This window comes from Pleomorphochaeta caudata (assembly GCF_055395745.1).
In genome coordinates this window covers 522,458-544,904 of sequence record NZ_AP042458.1, presented here as the reverse complement: position 1 = coordinate 544,904, position 22,447 = coordinate 522,458, and the positions used below count along the sequence as shown (strand labels likewise).

The window sequence follows — 22,447 nt, the reverse complement described above, 5'->3', positions numbered from 1 at the left end:
TTGTAGATAATATTTAATAATATGTGTAAAATATATTCATGAAAATATTAATTAGTCCTTCAAAACAGAAACAAAAAATTCCTTATAATTTTGAACCCACAATTCCTATATATCAAGCAAAAGCTGATTACTTAGCTAATAAAATAAAAAAGTTATCAATAAAAAAAATAATTACAGCATTTAAATGTAATGAGAATATTGCAAAACAAGTATTTGAAGATTATAAACAATTCAATTTAGAATCTTATCCTGCATTGTTTTTTTACTCTGGATTACAATATAAAAATATTGGTGTAGATACTTTAGAGGATAATCAAGTTAAATTCTTATTAGACAATTTATATATAATTGATGCTCTATATGGAATATTAAAGCCAACTGATTTGATAAGTAATTACAGATTAGACTATCATACAAAGTTATCTTTTTTTAATTATAATTATTATAAGCAAGATTTAGATGCTCAAATTAATGAAAGAGTTATTAATTTATGTTCTAAAGAATATTCAAAAAATTTGAACCAAGAAAATTTACTTACTATTAGTTTTTTACAAAATGTTAAAGGACAAATAAAGAGTTATAGTACCCATACTAAAATTGCACGAGGTCAATTTGTAAGATATTTGGCAATTGAAGAGAGTAGTTCATTTGATGTATTAAAAAAATTTAGTTGGAATAATTATTTTTTAAAAGACTCTTTTCCAAATGAACTAATTTTCCAAAAAGATTTTTTATGATATTAATTGTTTATAATACATAAGGCTTTTAAATAATTTGTTATAATGACTTGAATTATTGTTTATATAAATGAATTATGTTAGAATAAGGAAATTTTATTTTTTAAGGTTTAGGGACATTTATGGATAGGTGTGAGTATTTAAAAAAGATAGTTAAAGAAAGAATTCTCTTGCTAGATGGTGCAATGGGAACTCTTATTCAATCTAAAAATCTAACAAGTAATGATTTTACCACTTCCTATCTTGATGAGCAAAATAAAGAGTTCTTAAACTTTGGTGAACTATTAAATATTAATAGGCCTGATGTAATCTTCGATATTCATAATGATTTTATTAAAAGTGGTGCTGATATTATTACTACTAATACGTTCAATGCAAATAGAATTACTTTAAAAGAATATAATTTAGAAGATTATGTACTTGATCTAAATCAAAGTGCTGTTGAGATTGCAAAAAGTTCTGTAGACTTAGCTGAAAAAGAAGAAAATAGATTTGTTTTTATAGCAGGAAGCATTGGCCCAACAGGTAGAATGTTATCATTTTCTACCGATAGTGATGATGTAACAAAAAGAGAAGAAAGTTTTGAAGACTTTGTATTAGCTTATAAAGAACAAGCTTTAGCTTTAATTAATTCTGGATGTGATCTTTTATTGATAGAAACTGTTTTTGATACTTTAGTAGCTAAAGCTGCTCTGGAAGGAATCAGGATAGCACAATTAGAAAGTCAAAAAGAAGTACCTATAATGGTAAGTGTAACTTTTAGTGATATAAGTGGACATACTTTATCAGGACAAAGCATTGAAGCCTTTTGTACAACTCTTTCATATTATTCTTTATTTTCTATTGGTATAAATTGTTCTATGGGTGCAAAAGAGATGCTCCCTTTGATTGAAAAATTATCAGAAATTTCACCTTTCTATGTTTCTTCTCATCCTAATGCAGGACTTCCTTTAGCTGATGGTAGTTATAGCCAAAGCCCAAAAGAAATGGCTCAGTTACTTTTCCCATTATTGAAGAAAAGAAAAATAAATATTATTGGTGGCTGTTGTGGTACAAAAACAGAACACATAAAAGCCCTCTACGATGTTATTAATCAAGAGGATGAATTTGGTAATAAAATTTGTTTGCCTAGAGAATTGCCAATTGATAAAAAAGATATTTTTGAATTAGCTGGGATTGATAAATTTGAAGAAAAAGAAAAGCTCATTTTAGTTGGAGAAAGATGTAATGTTGCCGGTTCAAAAAAATTTGCAACTCTTATTGAAAATAATAATTGGGAAGAAGCAACTCAAATAGCAATTTCACAAGCTAGAGGAAAAGCTGATGTTATTGACGTTTGTATGGATTCTTCTATGATAGATTCTCCTTTTGCAATGAAGACTTTTCTTAGATATTTAAATAGTGAACCAATAGTTTCAAGAAAACCTTATATGATTGATTCCTCTAATTGGAAAACAATAGAAAGCTCTTTTGGAGAATTACAAGGAAGATGTATTGTAAATTCAATAAGTTTAAAAGAAGGTGAAGAAAAATTTGTTGAAAAAGCGAAAAAAATTAATAGCTTTGGACATGCAATAATAGTAATGCTGTTTGATGAAAAAGGACAAGCAACTACTTATGAAAGAAAAATTGAAATTGCAAAAAGAAGTTATGAAATTTTAATACAAAATGGAATTAATAGAAATTCAATAATCTTTGATCCCAATATTTTAACAGTTGCAACTGGAATTGAAGAAAGTGATTATTATGCTCAAGCTTTTGTTGAAGCGACTCGTTGGATAAAACAAAATTTAAAAGGCGCAAGAGTTTGTGGGGGTGTAAGTAACCTTTCCTTTGCTTTTAGAGGAAATAATAGCTTAAGAAAAGCAATTCATGTAGTTTTTTTACACTATGCTGCAAAAGCAGGCCTTGATTTAGCAATCATAAACCCAAGTATAAACTTAGATATTAATCAAATTGATGAACAATTAAGAGAAGTAATTGAGAAAGCTCTTTTTGAACCATCTATAGAAAATAGAGAAAAATTAATAGAGTTTGCTACAAAAGAATTGAGTGCAAAAAATACAATAAATAAGAGAAATTCTAATGAAAATAAGATAGAAGTTTTAAATCCAAAAGATAGAGTAATTGATGCAATAATTAGTAGTAATAAAAATACTTTAAAAGAAGATTTAACAATTTTATTAGATCAATTAAAAGAAAATGAATCTCCTGTTTCTATAGTTGAAGGGCCATTAATGGATGCTATGCAAATAGTAGGAGAGCAATTTTCTAAGGGCCAATTATTTTTACCTCAAGTAGTTAAAAGTGCTAGAATAATGAAAGATGCAGTTGCCATATTGCAACCAGCTATTGAAGATTGGAAACAAAATAATCAAGAGGAAGATGATGGGGTAAATCTCGATACTGTTGTATTTGCAACAGTAAAGGGAGATGTTCATGATATTGGTAAAAATATTTGTATTTTAGTATTAAGATGTAATGGTTTAAATGTAATTGATTTAGGTGTTATGGTCCCTCCAGAAATGATAATTGAAACAGCAATAGAAAATAAGGCAAAGTTAATATGTCTTTCTGGTTTAATAACTCCATCACTAGAAGAAATGGAGAAAGTCTGCAAACTAGCAAAAGAAAAAAGATTGAATACTCCTATAATGGTAGGAGGCGCTACAACAAGTGAGGAACATACAGCCTTAAAACTCTCACCTTTGTATGATTATAGAGTTTTTCATTCTTCAAATGCTTCAGAATTATCAACAATAGCATTAAATATAATTAGAAAAAAAGAGCCTTATATAAATGATTTTTCTGATAAATATAAAGAAATTGAAAAAAGAGTAAGAAATAATTTAAAAGGTATTAAAACTAATCCTACTATTTCTTATGAAACAGCCTTTAAAAATCGATTTATTAAACAATCTATTTCAAATAAACCAAGTAATATTGGTATTCAAAAATTGGATAATATAGATATAGATAAATTGATTGAAATGATTAATTGGAAAATGTTTGCATTTAGTTATGGAATTCCAATAAAAAGTGAAGAATATAATAATTTAATCAATGATGCAAAAAACTTTATTCATAGAGATATTGTTATAAAAACTTTAAAAGATTCTTTAGTTGGTGTTTATGGAATTTTTCCTTGTGAAAGTGACGGTCTAAGTGTAAAAGTAAGTGAGAATTCTGAGTTTGTTTTTGCAAGACAAGAAAGAGAGAATCTCTCTTATTCTTTAGCTGATTTCTGTAATGAGAATGATTATATAGGGATGTATATTGTAAGTGCAGGATTAAAAATAAAAGAATCTAAAGCACTTTTTGATGAAGGTGAATATTTGATGATAAATCTTATTGCAGCTAGATTAGCGGAAGCTTTATCTCAGTATGTTGGAGATATTTTAGAAAAGGTATGGTCTAAAAATTTATTAAGACCTGCTCCTGGATATCCTTCTTGTCCAAATCACTATCATAAAAAAGTAATTTTTGATTTATTAGATGGCGAGAAAAACACCTCAGTTAAATTAAGTGATAATTATATGATGTTACCTGAGGCAAGTATTGCCGCATTAGTATTTGAAGGAAATGATTTAAAATATTTTAATGTTGGTGAGATTAGTAATAAGCAAATTGAAATAATTAGTAATAAATTAAATATTTCAAAAGATTCTTTATTAAAACTAGGAATAAAAGAGAGATAGGAGAGATTAAATGAAAGTAACAGATATCTTAAAAGATTCAAAATCACCTTTGTTTACTTTTGAATTATTACCCCCTTTAAAAGGGCATACAATTGAAGGTATTTTTAAATCAACTGAAAAATTATTAAAATATTCTCCTTCATATATTAATATTACTAATCATCAAAATGAAGTTGTTTATGAAGATGCTGGGGATAATAAAATTATTAGAAAAATAGTAAGAAAAAGACCTGGTACAATTGGTATTGCTGCAGCTTTACAATATAAATTTAATATTCCTACAATTCCTCATTTAATATGTGGCGGAATGAGTGATTTGGAAATAGAAAATACTTTAGTAGAATTAAACTTCTTAGATATAGATAATATATTTGCACTTAGAGGAGATCCTCCAAAGGGTGAAAGAAGATTTATTCCTTGTGAAAACGGTTATACACACTCATGTGAAATGGTTGAACAAATAAAGAGAATGAATGATGGTATTTATTTGGATAAGAGTATTATTGATCCAATAAAAACTGATTTTTGCATAGGAGTTGCTGGATATCCTGAAAAACATTTTGAAGCAGCAAATCTAGATGTAGATATCATTAATTTGAAGAAAAAACAGGATGCTGGAGCCTCCTATATTGTAACTCAATTGTTTTATGATAATAAAAAATATTTTGATTTTGTTGATAAATGTCGTGCAAATGGGATTACTATTCCTATTATTCCAGGTATCAAACCTATAGCTAGAAAATCACATATAGAAACAATTCCAACAACTTTTTCTGTTGATATTCCAGTTGATTTATATACTCAAATTGATAAAGCAAAATCTAAAGAAGAAATCAAAGAAATTGGAATTTGGTGGGGAATTAAACAAGTTAAAGAACTAATTGAACATGGTGTAAAAGGTGTACATTTTTATACTATTGGTTCTGTTAATAGTGTAGCAAAAATTGTTGAAGAAACTTTTTAGTTTATATTTATCTTATATTTCTTAGAATCTTTTATTGGTATTAGAATATTGTTTTCTTTTAATTTTTTTATAACTCTTAAAAGATGTCTATAACTAGTGCCTAACTCTTGTGAAATATGGGTTAAATTTCCACTAAATATGTTATTAGGATATGTATTTTTCAAATAGATAATTAATCTATCTTCTAAAGGCAATAAGATATTTTGTGTAGTTTGAATAGAGGATGAAGTTAATTTTTGAGCTAGCGTTTTTGCTAAATTGTTGCTGTATTCAATATTCGTTTTAATAAGTTGTTTACTTTTTTCTAGTGAAATTTTAATACAGCTAATTTCAGAGGTACATAAAACACTTGTTTCAGCAATGTTCGAATCACTAAAAGTCTCTAAATCTCCAATTATTCCTGAATTGTTATAGAAACCAAAGCTCATAACTTTACCAGTTTCACTAAGTCTAAATATTTTACAACTACCAGATAAGATTATATAAACGTTATTTAATTCAAAGCCTTCTTGGCAAATATAAGTATCTTTTTTTATTGTTATTATTTTTCCTAATTTTTTTAGTTCTTCAATCATATAAATATTTTAACATTAATTTTTAATATTAAATATTATTTTTTCACACTAATATGACCTTTGTCATATTAGTATTGATAAAAATAGTTGAAGATAAAATTGAGGTAGATAATTATGTATTATTTTTTGTCAGCATCAGTTGGTTTTATAATTTCAATTATGGTTGCACTAAATGGTAAGCTTACTGAAAGTTTTGGAGTTTATCATGCAACAGTATTAGCTCATGTTTTTGCTCTTGTAATTTTATTAGTGATAGTCATTGCCAGAAGAGAAAAAATTAAAATAGATAATAAACTTCCTCTTTATTATTTTATGGGCGGTTTTTTAGGTGTACTTACAACAGTCTTTAATAATTATGCCTTTTCATATTTAGATGTATCAGTATTATTATCACTTTGTCTATTTGGACAGAGTGTTACTTCATTAATTTTAGATTTAATGCATGTTTTTAATCATCAAACTAAAAATAATTTTAAGACATATATTGGCCTAGCTTTTTTAAGTCTTGGAATAACAATCATGATAGTGTTTTAGGAGGTAATATGTTTTTAGCAATTATATTTTCAATTTTATCAGGTGTAACAATTGTTTTATCTAGAACTACTAATGCATTACTTTCAACCAAAGTTAATACTTTAGTTAGTACTTTCTATAATTATGTTATAGGTTTGTTTTTTTCTATAATAGCTTTATTGATATTTGCAAAAGGAGAACCCTCCTTTTTTAATCATAATAATTATCCTTCTTTTATATATTATCTAGGAGGTCCATTAGGGATATTGGTAGTGTTTTTTTCAGCATATTTAGCAATCAGAATTTCATCCTTAATTATGACAATTTTAATGTTTTTTGGTCAAATTAGTGCTGCAATAATTATAGATTGGATATTAAAAGGTACTTTAGATTATATAAATATTATAGGTGGCATTTTAGTATTTATTGGGTTATTATTTATTAATCAAAAAGACTGATATATTAATGAATCACATTGTTATTTAATTGGTAATTTAATATACTTAAAATATAAGATTTTTTTGGAGAAAATTGATGTTAAAAAAGTTTTTTTCGTATTATAAACCTTACATTGGTTTATTCGTCTTAGATATTGTTGCGGCAATCATTTTCTCAACAGTATCTATTTTTTTCCCAATAGTAACTAGAAATTTAATAAAAACATATATTCCAAATATGATGTGGAATTATATGATTTTAACTTTTGTTGCTATTTTAGCCATATATGTAATTCAACTGATATGTGACTTTATTAGATTAAAATGGGGCCATATTTTAGGTGTTTATATAGAAACTGATATGAGAAGCGATTTGTTTTCACATTTACAAAAACTCTCATTTAGTTATTATGACCAAACAAAAACTGGTCATATAATGAGTAGAATTACAAATGATTTGTTCCAAATAACAGAAACAGCACACCACTGCCCAGAAGATATAATTATAAGTAGTATTACAATTATTGGTGGGTTTGTTGCTATGTTTATTTTTAATTGGCAATTAGCTTTTATTACTTTAATTCCTTTCCCTATTTTAGCAGTTTATGGAATAATATCTGGTAAGAAATTGAAATCAAGATTTGATACAGTTAGAAAAACCTTAGCTGATGTTAATAGTACTGTAGAAAATTCAATTCAAGGGATTCGTGAGGTTAAATCTTTTAATAAAGAAAATTATCAAGAAGAACAATTTGCAAATAGTAATAATGTTTTAATGGATGCAAAAAAAGCACAATATGATGCTATGGCAAAATTCCATTCAATTTTAAACTTCTTGAGAAATTTATGTTATTTATTCCCTATTGTTGGTGGTTCCTTATTAATTTATAAAGGTGTATTACAAACTTATGATTTAATTACATTTGTATTATTTATAACAGTAATTTTACCTCCAATTGATAGATTAATTAACTTTATGGAACAATTACAACAAGGTATTGTTTGTTTCCAACGTTTTGTTGATGTTATGGAAATTAACCCTGAAATTGAAGACTCTCCTAATTCAAAAGACTTAAATGTTACAAAAGGTATCATTAGATATGAAAATGTAAATTTTGCTTATGATGATGAAACTCCAGTTTTAAAGGATATTAATTTAACAATCAAAGGGGGTTCAACTATTGCCTTAGTTGGAGAATCTGGAGCAGGAAAGAGTACTTTAGCTAATTTAATACCTAGATTTTATGAAATCAATTCAGGATCTATTTATATTGATGATCAAGATATTAAAACAATTACTCAGTCTTCTTTACATAAGAGAATTGGTTTTGTTCAGCAAAATGTATTTTTGTTTGATGCTTCTATTAGGGAAAACTTGAAATATGGTAAGGCTGGGGCTACTGATCAAGAACTTTGGGATGCTTTAAAAGCCGCTAATTTAAGTAAATTTGTTGATTCTTTACCACATGGTTTAGATACTCAAGTAGGAGAACATGGGGCTAGATTATCTGGAGGCCAAAAACAAAGATTATCAATTGCAAGAGTATTCTTAAAGAATCCTCCAATATTAATTTTTGATGAAGCAACAAGTGCTTTAGATAGTGAAAGTGAACAATTAATTACTGAAGCATTTGATAGATTGGCAAAAGGAAGAACTTCAATTGTAATTGCTCATAGATTATCTACAGTTAGAAATGCTGATAATATAATCGTAATTGATGATGGAAAAATTATAGAGATGGGTAATCATAAAACCTTGATTGAGAAAAATGGTAAATATACTCATTTATATAACAGTCAAAAATTATAATGTTTTTTAAATATATATATAAATAATAATCTCCAAAGTAATTTCTTTATTTACTTTGGAGATTCTATTTGTTTGTATGCTTTTTTAATTAACCTTGTAAGAAATATCCACGTCCGTTATTTTTTACTTCATATAAAGCATGGTCTAATTTTCTTAATAAGTCTTCAATTTTTATTGTTAGATTGTCACAACCAAGTCTATTAAATAAGTATCCACCACTAACTGAGAAACTGTGGCTTGATTCATCAAATACAACATTTGAAAGAGATACTTTTAATTTCTCTAATGCTATATCAGCATCATGTTTATCCATGTTTGGAACAACTACCATAAATTCATCACCACCAAATCTATAGACATGTTCTTTACTAAAAATCTTGCATAATTGTTCAGCGTAATAGCAAATTACTAAGTCTCCATTTTGGTGACCAAAAGAATCATTTACTAATTTGAAATGGTCGATATCTGTGAACAAGAAGAAAGAATGTTCATCACAAAATAAGTAACTATCTTGGATAAGAGCTCTTCTGTTTTTAACCCCAGTAAGAGAATCTTTAATTGAAGATTGTCTAAATTCTTCACTAAGATTTGTTAATTCAATTTGTGTTTTTGTAACATCTACATATAGTTTATATTTAGCAAGACCAGAAACAAAACATAAAATAGAAAAGCTTACAAATTTAAATGTGTATGCTAAATCAAAATGTCCAATGAATTTTGTCCAAAATAATAGATAAAAGAAACCAGCAATAAAATGAAACAATGCTGCTTGGAATGGAGATTGAAGAGTTAATGTTGTAACTGCTAATACGATAGTACAGTAAATAATGCAATCTCCGCCATATCTAAAATCTAAATTACTAATTAGTATTGTACATATTATTACTGCAATTACGGCTATTGCTTGAATATCAACAACCCATTGAGCATGTCTTTCTTTCTTAAAATAAAAATAAGTCGATGCAAAGAAAAAGAAAAAACAAACTGCTGAATTAATAATATATAAAATTCTATATTCCATTCTTTCAGGACAATCAAAATATGAAGTATAAGTTAAAATAAAATAGCCAAATTGAATTAATCCAAATACAAGAGTCAAAAGCCTTAAATATTTTATATTAAAATTGTCTATATGTTTTTGAACCTCATTGTCCGGGTTTGTAAAGAATAAATCCATTAATAAGCTCCTTTTATTTAAATGTTTTTTTATAATAGAGTGTCCTAAATATTGTAAAAATATTAATGAAAATAGTTGGTAAAAAAATATTATAAAAAAATTATATCACCATATTTTTACCACATTTTATATATAAATTAGAATTATCACAAGATAAAAGTGAAATTAAATTTTAAGGATAGAAAAATGAAAAAAAGAATTTTAACAATTATTTTAATGGTATCAGTAGTAGCAGTAGGACTTTTCGCTGGAGTACAACAAAGAGCTTATTATCAAGACGGAACACAATTAGGTTTAAATAGTAATCCTACATATGTTGAATTAGCAGATGGAACTTATAGAAACACAGAAACAAATCAAATAGTATCTGAATCAGAATTACCTGACTATTGTAGATTAGTTGGTGGAGATGGACAATTATTAAACCAAAGAAATCAAAATAATGATTGTATTGGAAATTGTTATAATGATAATCAATTTAGATCAAGTAGTAATTCAAAGAGACAAAGTTCTAGTAATTCGTCAAGAAGAGTATCTCAATCAAGTAGAAACTTTAGAAATAGATAAGATTAGATAGGATATACTAGTTGAGAGATTTTTCTTTCGACTAGTATTTTTTTTATATGCTATAATACATATATAAATTGGATTAAGAGAGAAGAAAAATGAAAGATTATACTATCTTATTAGCTGATGATGAAGAAAATATAACTAATGTTTTAAAAGGGTATCTTCAAAAAGAAGGTTATAAAATTATTGTTGCTAATGATGGTAAAGAAGCATTAGAAAAATTTAAATCTGAACAAATTGATTTAATTATTTTAGATTTAATGATGCCTTATTACTCTGGTGAACAAGTGTGCAATATAATCAGAAGAGATTCTAGAGTACCAATAATAATGTTAACAGCAAAAGTTGGTGAAGATAATTTAGTAAAAGGTATTAATTTAGGTGCTGATGATTATATTGAAAAACCTTTTAGTCCAAAAGAAGTTGTAGCAAAAGTAAAAGCTGTAATTAGACGAAGTAAAAATGATATTCTTGTTTCAAAGCCAATTACTTATGGAAATTTAAAATTTGATTTTGAAAAAGAAATTTTATATAAGGATTCAGTAATATTAGATTTAACTCCTACAGAGAGGAAAATAATATTTACTATGGCTAAATCTCCTTCACGAATTTTTTCAAGAGATGATTTAATAACTTATGCATTAAATGATGATTTTGATGGATTTGATAGAAGTATTGATACATATATAAAAAGTTTAAGAAAAAAAATAGAAGAAGATAGGAAAAAACCTAAATTTATAGTAACAAAACATGGGCTAGGGTATAGCTTTGAAACATAAAATAAAAATCAAAAAACAATTGGCTTTAGCTTTTGGAATATTTTCATTAGTTTTTACTTTATTAATTGCTTTATTATTGAATTTTGCTGTTGGTAAGAGTTTTGATAATTATTTAATTGTTAAAAACCAACAGATATTAGAAAGTCAACTTTCACAAGAGGATACCTCTTCTGTTGTTTTTGGAGCTTTAAGATCTAATAGGAGTGTTCTTCAAAGAAATAATGCAAATACTTCTGGGATGCATTATCAGTTAAATAGTGTTGAACAAAATTTAAAAAATTCAATTAATTATTATATTTTAATAATAGGAATATTTTCCTTCTTGGTTTCAATTGTAGTTGGGTATTTATTATCAAAAAGAATTTCTAGACCTTTAATGACTTTAAAAGAAGCAACTTCAAAAATAGAAAATGGTGACTATGATATAAAATTGAAAAAAAACACCTCTATTGAAGAGATTTCATTACTAATTGTAGCCTTAGAAAAAATGGCTAATAGAATTAATGAAAATATTGAACACGATAAGAGATTGTCACAAGATGTTCAGCATGAACTTAGAACTCCAATCACTAATTTGAAACTTCAAATCGAAGCTATGCTTGATGATGTTTGGGACCTCGATAAGGATAATTTAAATCTTTGTTTAAATGAAATAGAGAGATTAAATAAGATAGTTGATCAGCTACATCAATTAGGGATGATAGAAAATGATGATACTATAACAGTTGTAGATTTTAATTTAAAAAACTTGATTGATACTTTAGCTAAAGAACATCATTTAATGTTAGAAAAGAACAAAATGATTTTAATTAATAATATCACCCCTGATGTTGAAATTAATAATGATGAGAATATTATTAAATCAGCTATTAATAACTTAATTTCAAATGCTATTAGATATAGTGGTGAGAACACAAAAGTAACAATAGATTACAATCAATTCAATGCAAATGATGTATCTTCTAAGTATTATAAAATCATAGCTGAAAATTTAGATGTAAGTAATAGTTATGATATAATCAGTGTTAGTGATAATGGTAAAGGAATTGCCCAAGAAAATCTTGATAAAATCTTTGAGAGATTTTATAGAGTTGATAAATCTCGCTCTAGAAATTTAGGTGGCTCCGGGTTAGGTTTATCTATAGTATATGCTAGTGCAAAAAAATTAGATGGATTTATTTATGTTACTAGTAAAGAAAATGAAGAGACAAAATTTAGTTATATTATAAAAAAATGATATTTTTTATTTGATATTTTGATTATTAGAAGCGCTTAATTTTTTAAGTGCTTATTTTTTTATTATATTTGTTATAAGAGATAAAAAAAGTTAATAAAATTTAATTTGTCTTTTTATAAAAAATTGAATAGAATATAAGATACTTTAAATAGGAGGGTGTTATGAAAAATAGAGAATTACATTTACATATTGATGGTTCGTTAAGAGTTGATACAGTATGGGATCTGATGAAAGAACAAAAATTAGATTTAGGCATAAAAAAGAATGAATTATCTAGCATTATGAAAGTCTCTCCCACTTGTAAAAGTTTAAATGAATATTTAGAAAAATTTAAAATACCATTAAAAGTTCTACAAACTCCTCAAGCAATTGAAAGAGTAAGTTATGAATTGATAAAAGATTTATCAGCTTTAAATATGGATTATTCTGAAGTTAGATTTGCCCCACAGTTATCAACTTTAACTAAATATAGCCAAGAAGAAATTTTAAAAGCAGCTATTAATGGAATTGAACAGGCAGAAAGAGAATTGGATAATTTTAAAGCGGGGTTAATTATTTGTATGATTAGATCAAAGGATAATGAAGATTTAAATCGAGAGTCAATTTCCTTGGTAAAAAAATATTTAGGAAGAACTGTTTGTGCTTTAGATATAGCTGGGGCTGAAGCAATATATCCAACAAGAGATTTTATGCCATTATTATTGGATGCGAAAGCACAAGGCTTGCCTTTAACAATACATGCGGGAGAAGCCGGGACTAGAGATGATTTAGATGTGGCTTTAAAAGTTAAAACAGACAGAATTGGACATGGAATTCTATCAATTAATCATGAAGATATAATAAAAAAACTAATAGATAATAATATTACTTTAGAAGTTTGTGTAAGTAGTAATTTACAAACAAAAGCCGTTGAAAAAATTGAGAATCATCCTATTAGATCTTTATTTGATAAAGGTGTTCATATTGCTCTTTCTTCAGATAATATGACAGTTTCTGATACTAACATTCAAAAAGAATTTGATTTGTTAAGAACAAAATTAAATTTTAGTGAAAAAGAGATAGATAAAATAAAAGAATATACCTATGAAGCTTCTTTCTTAAAATAAAAGGATATATTTATTTAAAATATTGACAAAAAATAATATTAGCAATATTCTCATATCAAGAAAAGTTGATATGAGGATGATATGGATAATAAAGAAATTGCAAATATTTTTAAAGCATTATCAGATGAAAGACGGATTAAGATTCTTAATCTACTTCAAGATGGTGAGCTTTGTGCATGTAATTTATTAGAGAGATTGGATATGGTTCAATCCGGCTTATCATATCATATGAAAATTCTAGTTGAATCCAATTTAGTTGTATGTCGAAATGAAGGGAAATGGAGTCATTATAGTCTAAATATGGAAGGAAAAGAATCTGTTAAAAAGATTCTGGATTCTTTATTTATTAATAACAATACTGAAATAAAGTGTAATTGTAAGAAGTAGAAATTTTTTTCTGCTAATATATCAAAAAAAATTGATATGAGGTTTTTATGTTTAATTGGTTAGATAATTTAGTAAGTTTTTTTGTTACAAATGTTTTAAAAATAGATTTGGAAAGTTCTTTAGGTTCAAGTGTTCATTTTTTTATTTATGATGTTATAAAAATTATAATTTTATTAAGTTTTATGATTTTTTTAATTTCATATCTTAGAAGTTTTTTTCCACCAGAAAGAACAAAAAAAATAATTGATAAGTTTAGTGGAATCAAAGCTAATATTATGGCATCCCTATTAGGGATTGTAACACCATTTTGTTCCTGTTCATCCGTTCCTTTGTTCATAGGCTTTGTAGAGGCAGGCATTCCAATTGGAGTAACTTTTTCATTTTTAATAACTTCTCCTATAGTTAATGAGGCCGCATTTGTTATTTTATTAGCAGCTTTTGGATGGAAGATTGCTTTGTTATATGTTGTAACTGGTGTTTTTGTTGGAGTTGTTGGTGGTGCGATTATTGGTTTATTTAATAATAGAGATCAAGTTGAAGAATATGTATATAATTTGAATGCAACACATCATGAAGTAGAAAAATTAACTCACAAAGAAAGAGTTAATTTTGCACTATCAAATATGAAAGATATAATAAAAAGAGTTTATTTATTTTTGTTAATTGGTATTGGTATTGGTGCTGTTATACATGGTTGGGTTCCTGCAAATTTCTTATCAAAATATGCTAGTAAAGACAATCCTTTAGCTTTATTGGTTGCCGTAATTGCCGGTGTCCCATTATATTCTAATGCATTAGGTACTATTCCTATAGCTCAAGCTTTAATAAATAAAGGTGTTGCAATTGGAACCGCTCTAGCCTTTATGATGGCTACAACTGCTCTATCTTTACCAGAAATGGTAATCCTTAGAAAAGTTATAAAACCAAAATTAATTGCAAAATTTATTATTATTACTACTTTAGGAATATTATTTGTTGGTCTTGTCTTTAATTATATTTCACCTTATTTATTAGCATAATTTCTCTTAATTAATTTTAGTATTTTTATGCTATGATTAATTTGGAGGAGATGGTATGAGAAATGAGGATATAGTAATTATATATGGTAATGATTGTAGTAAAAGTATTAACCAATTATTAAAATATATTAAAATTGAAGATCAGATTAAAGATAAAAATGCAAATATTGTAATAAAACCTAATTTGCTTATAGCCAAAGATCCCAGTTTAGGAGCTACTACTCATACTGAGATTGTTGTAGAAATAATTGAGTATTTACAAGAAAAAGGTTTTAAAAATATTAAAATCGTTGAATCTTCTTGGATTGGAGCCTCAACAAAACAGGCCTTTAAATATTTTGGATACCCTCAAATTAGTAAAAAATATAAAGTTCCTTTAATTGATGTTAAAGATGATGATTATGAAACTAAAATTGAAAATGGTATAAAAGTAGAAATTAGTAAAGAAATTTTTAATTGTGATTTTTTAATTTCAGTTCCAGTATTAAAAGGTCATTGTCAAACTAAGATAACCTGTGCATTAAAAAACATGAAAGGTTGTATTTCTGATAAAAATAAGAGAATGTTTCATAATCTAGGTTTAATGAAACCTATAGCTACTTTAAATAAAATAAGAACTGCTGATTTGGTAATTGTTGATTCATTAAATGGAGATTTGGATTTTGAAGAAGGTGGAAACCCCATCGAGACTAATCGAATCTATGCTTGTAAAGATAGTGTTTTATGTGATGCTTTTGGAGCTTCTCTACTTGGATACAGTGTTGATGAGGTTGAGTACATAAAATTAGCTCAAAGTTATGGTGTTGGAAATTCTGATATAAATAAAGCAAATATTATTAATTTAAATAATCCTGATAGTATTGATGCTTTAAACAAAAAGCCAAAAGGTACTGTTGCTTATCTTGCAAAATATGTTGAAGCTGATAAAGCTTGTTCTGCTTGTTATGGGAATTTAATACATGCAATAAAAAGACTTAATGATACTAATCAATTGTTTGATATTAAAAAAGTTTGTATTGGGCAAGGATTTAAAAATAAGGAAGACCAAACATTGATTGGAGTTGGATCTTGTACTAGAAAACTTGGGAAATCATTAAAAGGATGTCCTCCAAGTGCAAATGACATGATAAAATTTTTACTTGATAATAGTTAATATTTTATATTTATATATATAAAACATAAAAAAATGGTTGCTATATAAAATAAATTAAAAAAAACTTGTTAAATCAGAGTTTTTCCTCATATAATTAACTTGTTATAATAAAATTATTATAATAAATTAGTTACCTAAGAGGAGTTCTTTATGAAGAAAAAATTAGTGTTATCTGTTTTGATTGTTGCTTTAACATTATTATCAAGTTGTTCTTTTTTTGATGATTATGCTTCAACATCGGTATTGATTGTTAATGGTAGTGATGTGAACATAGAAGAATTGGAAGTTTGGAATGGGTCTTCTGCTCCTAAAAGACTTGGAATTGGGGCTAATGTTTTAGATTCTGGTGAAGTTATTTCCCCAGGAGAATATATAAAATTACCATTACTTCCAATTTTGCATGAAGATTCTTATGCAACACTTGTTTTGAAGATGTACGATTCAGAAGATCCTGATCATTATCTTGATGTTAAGTTTAAATATTCAGAAGGTCATGTTGTAAAAATTACCTTTAAACCTGGAGAATCATCAGATCCTAATAATAATGATTTTGAAATTGAAAACGGGGAATGGGTGGAATTTTATTAATATTAATTTAAATTAATATTGATAAAAAGGTTGCTGCAAAAAAAATTTAAATATTTAAGCAGCAACTTTTTTTAATTAATTAATATTTTAATTTAAGTATAATTTTCTTTTATTAAAAATATTTTATAGCTTTTAAAGTTTCTTGCCATTACTTTCAATAATTGATTTATACCAATATGCAGAATCTTTTAAAATTCTATTTTGAGTTTTATAGTCAACATAGACAATTCCAAATCTAGGTCTATAACCTTCTGCCCATTCAAAATTATCTAATAAAGACCAAAGAAAATATCCTTTAATATCAATTCCTTCTTCTATAGCTTTTTTTAGTTGAAGTAAATATCTATTTAAGTAATCTATCCTTTGTGGATCATGAACTTTACCATCTAAAGAAATAATATCTCCATTAGCCATTCCGTTTTCAGTAATATATATTGGTTTATTATATCGTTCATACAAAAATTTAGGTCCCCAATACAAGGCTTCTGGAACAATTTCCCAGTTTAAGTCAGTGTGTTCTTCATTATTAATTAAAGGTTGGACTTTATTTCCTGAATAAATATTTTGTCCTAAAAAATCTATTGGCTGGCTTATAAGCTTTAAATCTTCTTTTGTTATTTCAGGAAGAAATTCTTTATACTTAATATAGTAATCCTTTGGATAGTCACCTAAAAATATAGGATCCATAAATAAAGATGCACAGAAGTAATAATTTTCATTTAATTCAGGAATTCTAAAATAGTCTTCTCGGGCTTTCTCTATTTCAATTTCAGTATTACCGGTTGGTATAGAAGGGGAACTATTAGGAGCAATTCCGATTGATACAGGACCTTTAGCATTTTCTCTAATAGTTTTTACTGCAATACCATGAGCTTTTAAAGCATTATGAATTACTGTTAGTGAATCTTTATGATTAAGCTTTAAACCTGGTGCATGTATACCTGAGATATAACCTAAACCACAAAAGCATTGAGGTTCATTTAATGTCATAAAGTATTTAACTTTTGAGGAGTATTCTTTTACAACCAATTTTGTATATTCCTCAAAATAATCAACTATATTTGGATTTAACCAACCTCCAATTTTATGTAATTCAATAGGTAAGTCCCAGTGGAATAGAGTGATATATGGTTCAATATTATTTTTTATTAATTCATCAATTAAATCATGGTAAAATTTAATACCATTTTCATTAATTTTACCTGTTCCATTAGGTATTAATCTTGGCCAACTAATTGAGAATCTATAGGCTTTAATACCTATTTCTTTCATTCTTTTGACATCTTCTTTAAACTTATGTATATGATCACAAGCAATTAACCCATCATGATTTTTATATACTTTATCTGGGAATTTGCAAAAATCATCCCAAATATTTCTACCACGTCCATCTTCAAGGTTGCCCCCTTCAATTTGATAAGAGGAGGTCGCAACCCCCCAAGCAAAGTCTTCTTTAAAATTCATTTATTTGTCCTCTATATTATTCTTGCTCTGCAAGTTGAATCTCTAAGTATTAATTGAGTATTAATTCTGAAAATTTCTTTTGACTCAATTGGTTTATTGTTTAATAAATCTTTCATTAGTTCAGCTGCTTTTATGCCAATATTTGATCTAAATTGTTTAACTGTAGTTAATGCTGGAGTTGAAACATTGGTAATTTCAATATCATCAAAACCAATTATTGATATATCATTAGGTACCGAAATGCCTTTTGAAATTAAAGTTTTTTGTAATGTAATAGCTATTCTATCATGACTAGCAAAAATAGCAGTAGGTAAATCATTTTTATTTCTTTCTATATATGAAGAAGCTCTTTCTAATTCTTCTTGAGGTGTGTAGTTTTCACAAAAATCAATAATTTTTTTATCATAAGGTAAATTGAATTCTTTTAAGAAAGCTTTATAAGCTTCAAATCTTTCTATTCCTGATAATGAACTTAAAGGTGATCCTAAGTAGCCAATTTTTCTATGTCCAAGGGAATAAAGATATTTTAAAGCTTCAAAAGAGCCCTCATAATTAGTAGAAAGTATAGTAGGTATTTTGGGGTATTTTGTTTCGACCGAAACACATTTTATTCCAATATTATTAATTGCTATTGCTTCTTTTATATCTAGAGTGCTAGATGCAAAAAGAACTCCATCAATATTTCTATATCTACAATGTTCAAGATATCTCATATTTTGATTTGGAAAATTTCTATTGATGAAGATAATATCATAGCCAGCTTTTTCCATCTCAGATTTGAAGGCTTCAAGTATTTCACTAAAATGGGGATGTACAAATCCTTGTTTTAAATCTTCTTGGAAGATAACTCCTATTAGCCAAGATTTTTTTGTAACTAAAGCTTGAGCGCTTTGAGTTGGTGTATATCCTAATTCTCTAGCAGTTATAAGAATTTTTTCTTTTGTTTTAGCATTAACACCTTGGTAACGATTAAACACCTTTGAAACTGTGGCTGCTGAGAATCCACTTTTTTCTGCTACATCATAAATAGTTGCCATTAATGCTCCATTGTTTTAATTCAATCTAATCGAAATCGATTTCTATAAATATAGGTTAACATAAATTAAAAAGAAGTCAATTTCGAAATATAGAAACTTTTTTCATATATTAGAATATTAAATCAATTGCTTTTAATAAATATTTTTAACTATTTTTTTATAATATATAGAGTTTAGAGTCTACATTTTTTGAAATTATAGTATAATAATGCTATTAATTTATTGTAGAAACATGTTTCGAAATATTTTATTTTGAGTTGTTATAATAAATTGATATCTTTTTCTAAAAAATATTTATATATGACTATTTTATGCTATACTACTGTATAATTATACTCATTATAATATTTAAATGTGCTTATATATTGGAGGATTTGATGAATGATTATTTAACATTAGCAAATTCCAAGACGATTTATTTAATAGTTGCTGCTATTTTGCTTTTTGTTGCCTTGTTTTGCTTTACATTTATTTTCCGGAGTTTTCGAGCTGGAGTAAAAATGGGGATGGATAAAACGGTATTAAAAAGAGCTATTACTTCTTCTGCTACTTTTACTGCAATTCCAAGTATTTCTATTTTATTAGGAGTTTTAGCTTTAGGTGGAAATTTAGGGGTCCCTGTTGCTTGGCTTAGACTTTCTGTTATTGGTAATTTACAATATGAGGCTACTGTAGCTCAAGTAGCTGCGCAAGGAATGGGTAAGACTTTAGATAGTGCTTTATTATCAATGGATGATTTAGTAACTATTTTATTAGTTATGACTGTTGGAATAATCTGGGGATGTTTATTAACAATTTTTACTTTAAAAAAATATTCTAAAAAAATATCAGTAAGTGAAAAAGCTTCAAAAGATTCTTCAAAACCTTCATTTGCAAATATTGCTATGGTAGCAATGTTTATTGGTTTATGTGCAGCTTTTGTAGGAAATTATTTAGCAGATTTTATCGTAAACGGTGTATATTTACCTGTTTTAACAACGATTGTATCCGCACTTGTAATGGCTATATTCGAATATTTAATTAAAAAGAAAAATCATAAAGTATTGGAATCTTTCTCATTAGCTCTTTCTATGATTATTGCTATGATAGCAACAGTCGGATTTTCAATAATATTATAGGAGAATATAATGGAAAACAGTAATTTTGATTATGATAATTATATTGAAGATACTCATAAATTAGGAAGATTTTTCTTATCAGTTGGAGTTCTTGCTTTATTATTAGCTCCTTTTATAATTGCATATTTCACAAAGGCTCATGTAAATGTAAAAGCTTTCGCAACATCGATAACAAAAATATTATTAATATATATTCCTTCTTGTGTTGCTGAATATTTAATTTATGTTCCTCTTTTAGGAATTGGTGGGGTATATTTATCTTTTCTTACAGGAAATTTAACAAATTTAAAATTGCCTTGTGCTTTTAGTTCAAGAGAAATTGCTCAGACAAGAGCTGGAACACCTGAAGATGAAATAATTATGACATTATCTATTGCTACTTCTGCTTTAACAACGATGCTTGTAATTGCTATAGGTGTCTTATTAATTGTTCCTTTAACACCGGTGTTACAAAATCCTATTGTTAAGCCTGCTTTTGATAATGTTCTTCCTGCTTTATTTGGAGCTTTAGGTTATCAATATTTTATTAAGGATTTAAAATTATCAGCAATTGCTATGGTATCAATGATTTTAATTTGTATTGGTGTTCCATCCTTAATTGGAGACACAGGTACAATGATTATAATAATTGGCGGTATTTCAATTGGTGTTTCATATTTGTTTTTTAGACATGTAAATAGGGAGAAGAAATAATGGAAGATAGAGAGGCTTTATATAGTTCAAAATTAGCTAAAATGATTCAGTGTGAAACTGTTTCAATATTTCAAGTTAGACAAAAAGAGAAATTTGATAAGTTTCATGATGTTTTAAAAGAATTATTTCCTAATGTATTTAATACTTGTGAAGTTGTAGATATTGAAGGATCTTTATTAATTAAATGGGAAAGTAAAAATCCTAAATGTGAGCCTGTATTATTTATGAGTCATCAAGATGTTGTTGAGGCTACTGGGGAATGGAAATATCCTCCTTTTAGTGGAGAGATTAAAGATGGCGTTATTTGGGGCAGAGGTACTGTAGATACTAAAGCTGCATTATTTTGTATCTTTCAATCAATAGATGAACTTATTGCTAGTAATTATGAACCACCTACAGATATTTATATCGCATCTTCTTGTGGAGAAGAAGTCTTAGGTGATGGAGCTCCAAGAACTTGCCAATACTTAAAAGATAGAGGTGTTCACCTAAAATTAGTTATTGATGAAGGTGGTATGATAGTAGAAGCTCCAATGGCTGGTGCAAAAGGCAAATATGCTATGATTGGTAGCTTAGAAAAAAGCACTGGTAATTTAAAATTTATAGCAAGATCTGAAGGTGGTCATGCTTCTGCTCCTCCTAAAAATACTCCAATTGTTAGATTAGCAAAGTTTATTTCGTATTTAGAAAAACATGATCCAACTAAATCTAAAATGAATGATGTTACTGCAGAAATGTTTACTAGATTAGGAAAAACTACCACTGGTGCAATGGGTTTTTTGATGAGACATGCTAGGGGGTTTGCTCCTTTATTGGCCTTTATAGTTCCTAAAGTTAATACAATGGGTGGTGCTATGTTTAAAACAACAATAGCCTTTACTACTGCAAAAGGTGCTAATGGATTGAATGTATTACCAGAAGAAGCCTTTGTTACTGCAAATATTAGATATATAAATCATCAAGGGCCAGAAGAAATGATGGCAATATTTGAAAAGATAGCTAAAAAATTTGACATAGAAATTGAAGTATTAAATGATGGTGGTGATTGTCAGGTTGTAGATTATAAGAGTAAAGAATTTAAATTATTAGAAAATGTAATAAAAGAGTTATGGAGTGATGTAATTCCATCTCCTTATACATTAACAGGCGGTACTGATGCAAGGCATTATGCACCAATTTGTGATAATGTATTTAGATTTGCTCCTTTAGAAATTAATCATCAACAATTAGATTCAGTTCATGGGTTAAATGAAAATATTTGTACAAATACATTACCTTCTGGAGTTGATTTCTATAAGAGGATTTTAGAAAAAATATAAAATAATAGTAATTAAATATTTAAGGTTATTGTAAGTTTTTGCAATAACCTTTTTTTTGTTGCAAAA

21 protein-coding genes are annotated in these 22,447 nt (G+C 27.0%); 17 read left to right on the top strand and 4 right to left on the bottom strand.

Going from position 1 to position 22,447, the window contains the following annotated elements; all coding sequences use genetic code 11:
• The first annotated feature begins 38 nt into the window (after nucleotides 1-38).
• The 3 genes from ACZ5RS_RS02505 to ACZ5RS_RS02495 all read left to right on the top strand — a co-directional run bounded on the left by ACZ5RS_RS02505 (nucleotide 39) and on the right by ACZ5RS_RS02495 (nucleotide 5,399).
• Nucleotides 39-737 (top strand): YaaA family protein, encoded by a 699-nt coding sequence (locus tag ACZ5RS_RS02505; protein WP_464637303.1) that lies wholly within the window; start codon nucleotides 39-41, stop codon nucleotides 735-737.
• A 122-nt stretch (nucleotides 738-859) separates the two neighbouring features.
• The gene (metH, locus tag ACZ5RS_RS02500; RefSeq protein WP_464637302.1) at nucleotides 860-4,435 is read left to right on the top strand and encodes a methionine synthase; all 3,576 of its coding nucleotides are present in this window, start codon (nucleotides 860-862) and stop codon (nucleotides 4,433-4,435) included.
• A 10-nt stretch (nucleotides 4,436-4,445) separates the two neighbouring features.
• Nucleotides 4,446-5,399, top strand: a complete 954-nt coding sequence (locus tag ACZ5RS_RS02495; protein WP_464637301.1) for a methylenetetrahydrofolate reductase — start codon at nucleotides 4,446-4,448, stop codon at nucleotides 5,397-5,399.
• Here the strand turns inward: ACZ5RS_RS02495 and ACZ5RS_RS02490 are convergent.
• Complete coding sequence (locus ACZ5RS_RS02490; RefSeq protein WP_464637300.1) at nucleotides 5,396-5,974, bottom strand: Crp/Fnr family transcriptional regulator; 579 nt, start codon at nucleotides 5,972-5,974, stop codon at nucleotides 5,396-5,398. The genes ACZ5RS_RS02495 and ACZ5RS_RS02490 overlap by 4 nt on opposite strands.
• Before the next feature lie 114 nt (nucleotides 5,975-6,088).
• Between ACZ5RS_RS02490 and ACZ5RS_RS02485 the strand changes: the two genes are divergently transcribed.
• The 3 genes from ACZ5RS_RS02485 (at nucleotide 6,089) to ACZ5RS_RS02475 (ending at nucleotide 8,734) form a co-directional block, all read left to right on the top strand.
• Nucleotides 6,089-6,508 (top strand): DMT family transporter, encoded by a 420-nt coding sequence (locus ACZ5RS_RS02485; RefSeq protein WP_464637299.1) that lies wholly within the window; start codon nucleotides 6,089-6,091, stop codon nucleotides 6,506-6,508.
• An 8-nt stretch (nucleotides 6,509-6,516) separates the two neighbouring features.
• Nucleotides 6,517-6,945: a DMT family transporter gene (locus tag ACZ5RS_RS02480; protein ID WP_464637298.1), complete on the top strand. Its 429-nt coding sequence runs from the start codon at nucleotides 6,517-6,519 to the stop codon at nucleotides 6,943-6,945.
• A gap of 76 nt (nucleotides 6,946-7,021) precedes the next feature.
• A complete protein-coding gene (locus ACZ5RS_RS02475; protein WP_464637297.1) occupies nucleotides 7,022-8,734 on the top strand; it encodes an ABC transporter ATP-binding protein in 1,713 nt (570 codons plus the stop codon).
• An 88-nt stretch (nucleotides 8,735-8,822) separates the two neighbouring features.
• Here ACZ5RS_RS02475 and ACZ5RS_RS02470 read toward each other — a convergent pair whose 3' ends face one another.
• Nucleotides 8,823-9,911, bottom strand: coding sequence for a GGDEF domain-containing protein (locus tag ACZ5RS_RS02470; protein WP_464637296.1), 1,089 nt, complete (start codon nucleotides 9,909-9,911; stop codon nucleotides 8,823-8,825).
• Nucleotides 9,912-10,097: 186 nt separating this feature from the next.
• Here ACZ5RS_RS02470 and ACZ5RS_RS02465 point away from each other — a divergent pair, with 186 nt between their 5' ends.
• The 8 genes from ACZ5RS_RS02465 (at nucleotide 10,098) to ACZ5RS_RS02430 (ending at nucleotide 16,750) form a co-directional block, all read left to right on the top strand.
• Entirely contained in the window at nucleotides 10,098-10,478 is a 381-nt protein-coding gene (locus ACZ5RS_RS02465; protein ID WP_464637295.1) for a hypothetical protein, read from the top strand.
• Between the two features lie 98 nt (nucleotides 10,479-10,576).
• Nucleotides 10,577-11,260: a response regulator transcription factor gene (locus tag ACZ5RS_RS02460; RefSeq protein ID WP_464637294.1), complete on the top strand. Its 684-nt coding sequence runs from the start codon at nucleotides 10,577-10,579 to the stop codon at nucleotides 11,258-11,260.
• On the top strand, nucleotides 11,250-12,497 hold the full coding sequence (locus ACZ5RS_RS02455) for a sensor histidine kinase (protein ID WP_464637293.1): 1,248 nt from the start codon (nucleotides 11,250-11,252) through the stop codon (nucleotides 12,495-12,497). Before ACZ5RS_RS02460 ends, ACZ5RS_RS02455 begins: the two co-directional genes overlap by 11 nt.
• Nucleotides 12,498-12,658: 161 nt before the next feature.
• Nucleotides 12,659-13,603 carry an adenosine deaminase gene (gene add, locus ACZ5RS_RS02450; protein ID WP_464637292.1) on the top strand — a complete coding sequence of 315 codons (945 nt, stop codon included), beginning with the start codon at nucleotides 12,659-12,661 and terminating at the stop codon, nucleotides 13,601-13,603.
• Between the two features lie 81 nt (nucleotides 13,604-13,684).
• A complete protein-coding gene (locus tag ACZ5RS_RS02445) occupies nucleotides 13,685-13,990 on the top strand; it encodes an ArsR/SmtB family transcription factor (protein WP_464637291.1) in 306 nt (101 codons plus the stop codon).
• Between the two features lie 47 nt (nucleotides 13,991-14,037).
• Complete coding sequence (locus tag ACZ5RS_RS02440; protein ID WP_464637290.1) at nucleotides 14,038-15,009, top strand: permease; 972 nt, start codon at nucleotides 14,038-14,040, stop codon at nucleotides 15,007-15,009.
• Nucleotides 15,010-15,064: 55 nt separating this feature from the next.
• A complete protein-coding gene (locus tag ACZ5RS_RS02435) occupies nucleotides 15,065-16,162 on the top strand; it encodes a DUF362 domain-containing protein (protein WP_464637289.1) in 1,098 nt (365 codons plus the stop codon).
• Nucleotides 16,163-16,312: 150 nt separating this feature from the next.
• Nucleotides 16,313-16,750 (top strand): hypothetical protein, encoded by a 438-nt coding sequence (locus ACZ5RS_RS02430; protein WP_464637288.1) that lies wholly within the window; start codon nucleotides 16,313-16,315, stop codon nucleotides 16,748-16,750.
• A gap of 132 nt (nucleotides 16,751-16,882) precedes the next feature.
• On the opposite strand, the gene ACZ5RS_RS02425 is transcribed toward ACZ5RS_RS02430, so the two are convergent.
• Together ACZ5RS_RS02425 and ACZ5RS_RS02420 are read right to left on the bottom strand one after the other, a co-directional pair.
• Nucleotides 16,883-18,214, bottom strand: a complete 1,332-nt coding sequence (locus ACZ5RS_RS02425; protein WP_464637287.1) for a GH1 family beta-glucosidase — start codon at nucleotides 18,212-18,214, stop codon at nucleotides 16,883-16,885.
• Between the two features lie 11 nt (nucleotides 18,215-18,225).
• Nucleotides 18,226-19,251, bottom strand: a complete 1,026-nt coding sequence (locus ACZ5RS_RS02420; RefSeq protein WP_464637286.1) for a LacI family DNA-binding transcriptional regulator — start codon at nucleotides 19,249-19,251, stop codon at nucleotides 18,226-18,228.
• A gap of 377 nt (nucleotides 19,252-19,628) precedes the next feature.
• Here ACZ5RS_RS02420 and ACZ5RS_RS02415 point away from each other — a divergent pair, with 377 nt between their 5' ends.
• The 3 genes from ACZ5RS_RS02415 to ACZ5RS_RS02405 are packed head-to-tail and all read left to right on the top strand — an operon-like array spanning nucleotide 19,629 to nucleotide 22,381.
• On the top strand, nucleotides 19,629-20,369 hold the full coding sequence (locus ACZ5RS_RS02415) for a DUF5058 family protein (protein WP_464637285.1): 741 nt from the start codon (nucleotides 19,629-19,631) through the stop codon (nucleotides 20,367-20,369).
• 9 nt (nucleotides 20,370-20,378) lie between these two features.
• Nucleotides 20,379-21,062 carry a hypothetical protein gene (locus tag ACZ5RS_RS02410; RefSeq protein WP_464637284.1) on the top strand — a complete coding sequence of 228 codons (684 nt, stop codon included), beginning with the start codon at nucleotides 20,379-20,381 and terminating at the stop codon, nucleotides 21,060-21,062.
• Complete coding sequence (locus ACZ5RS_RS02405; protein ID WP_464637283.1) at nucleotides 21,062-22,381, top strand: M20/M25/M40 family metallo-hydrolase; 1,320 nt, start codon at nucleotides 21,062-21,064, stop codon at nucleotides 22,379-22,381. The genes ACZ5RS_RS02410 and ACZ5RS_RS02405 overlap by 1 nt, the downstream gene beginning before the upstream one ends.
• The last annotated feature ends 66 nt before the right edge of the window (nucleotides 22,382-22,447 follow it).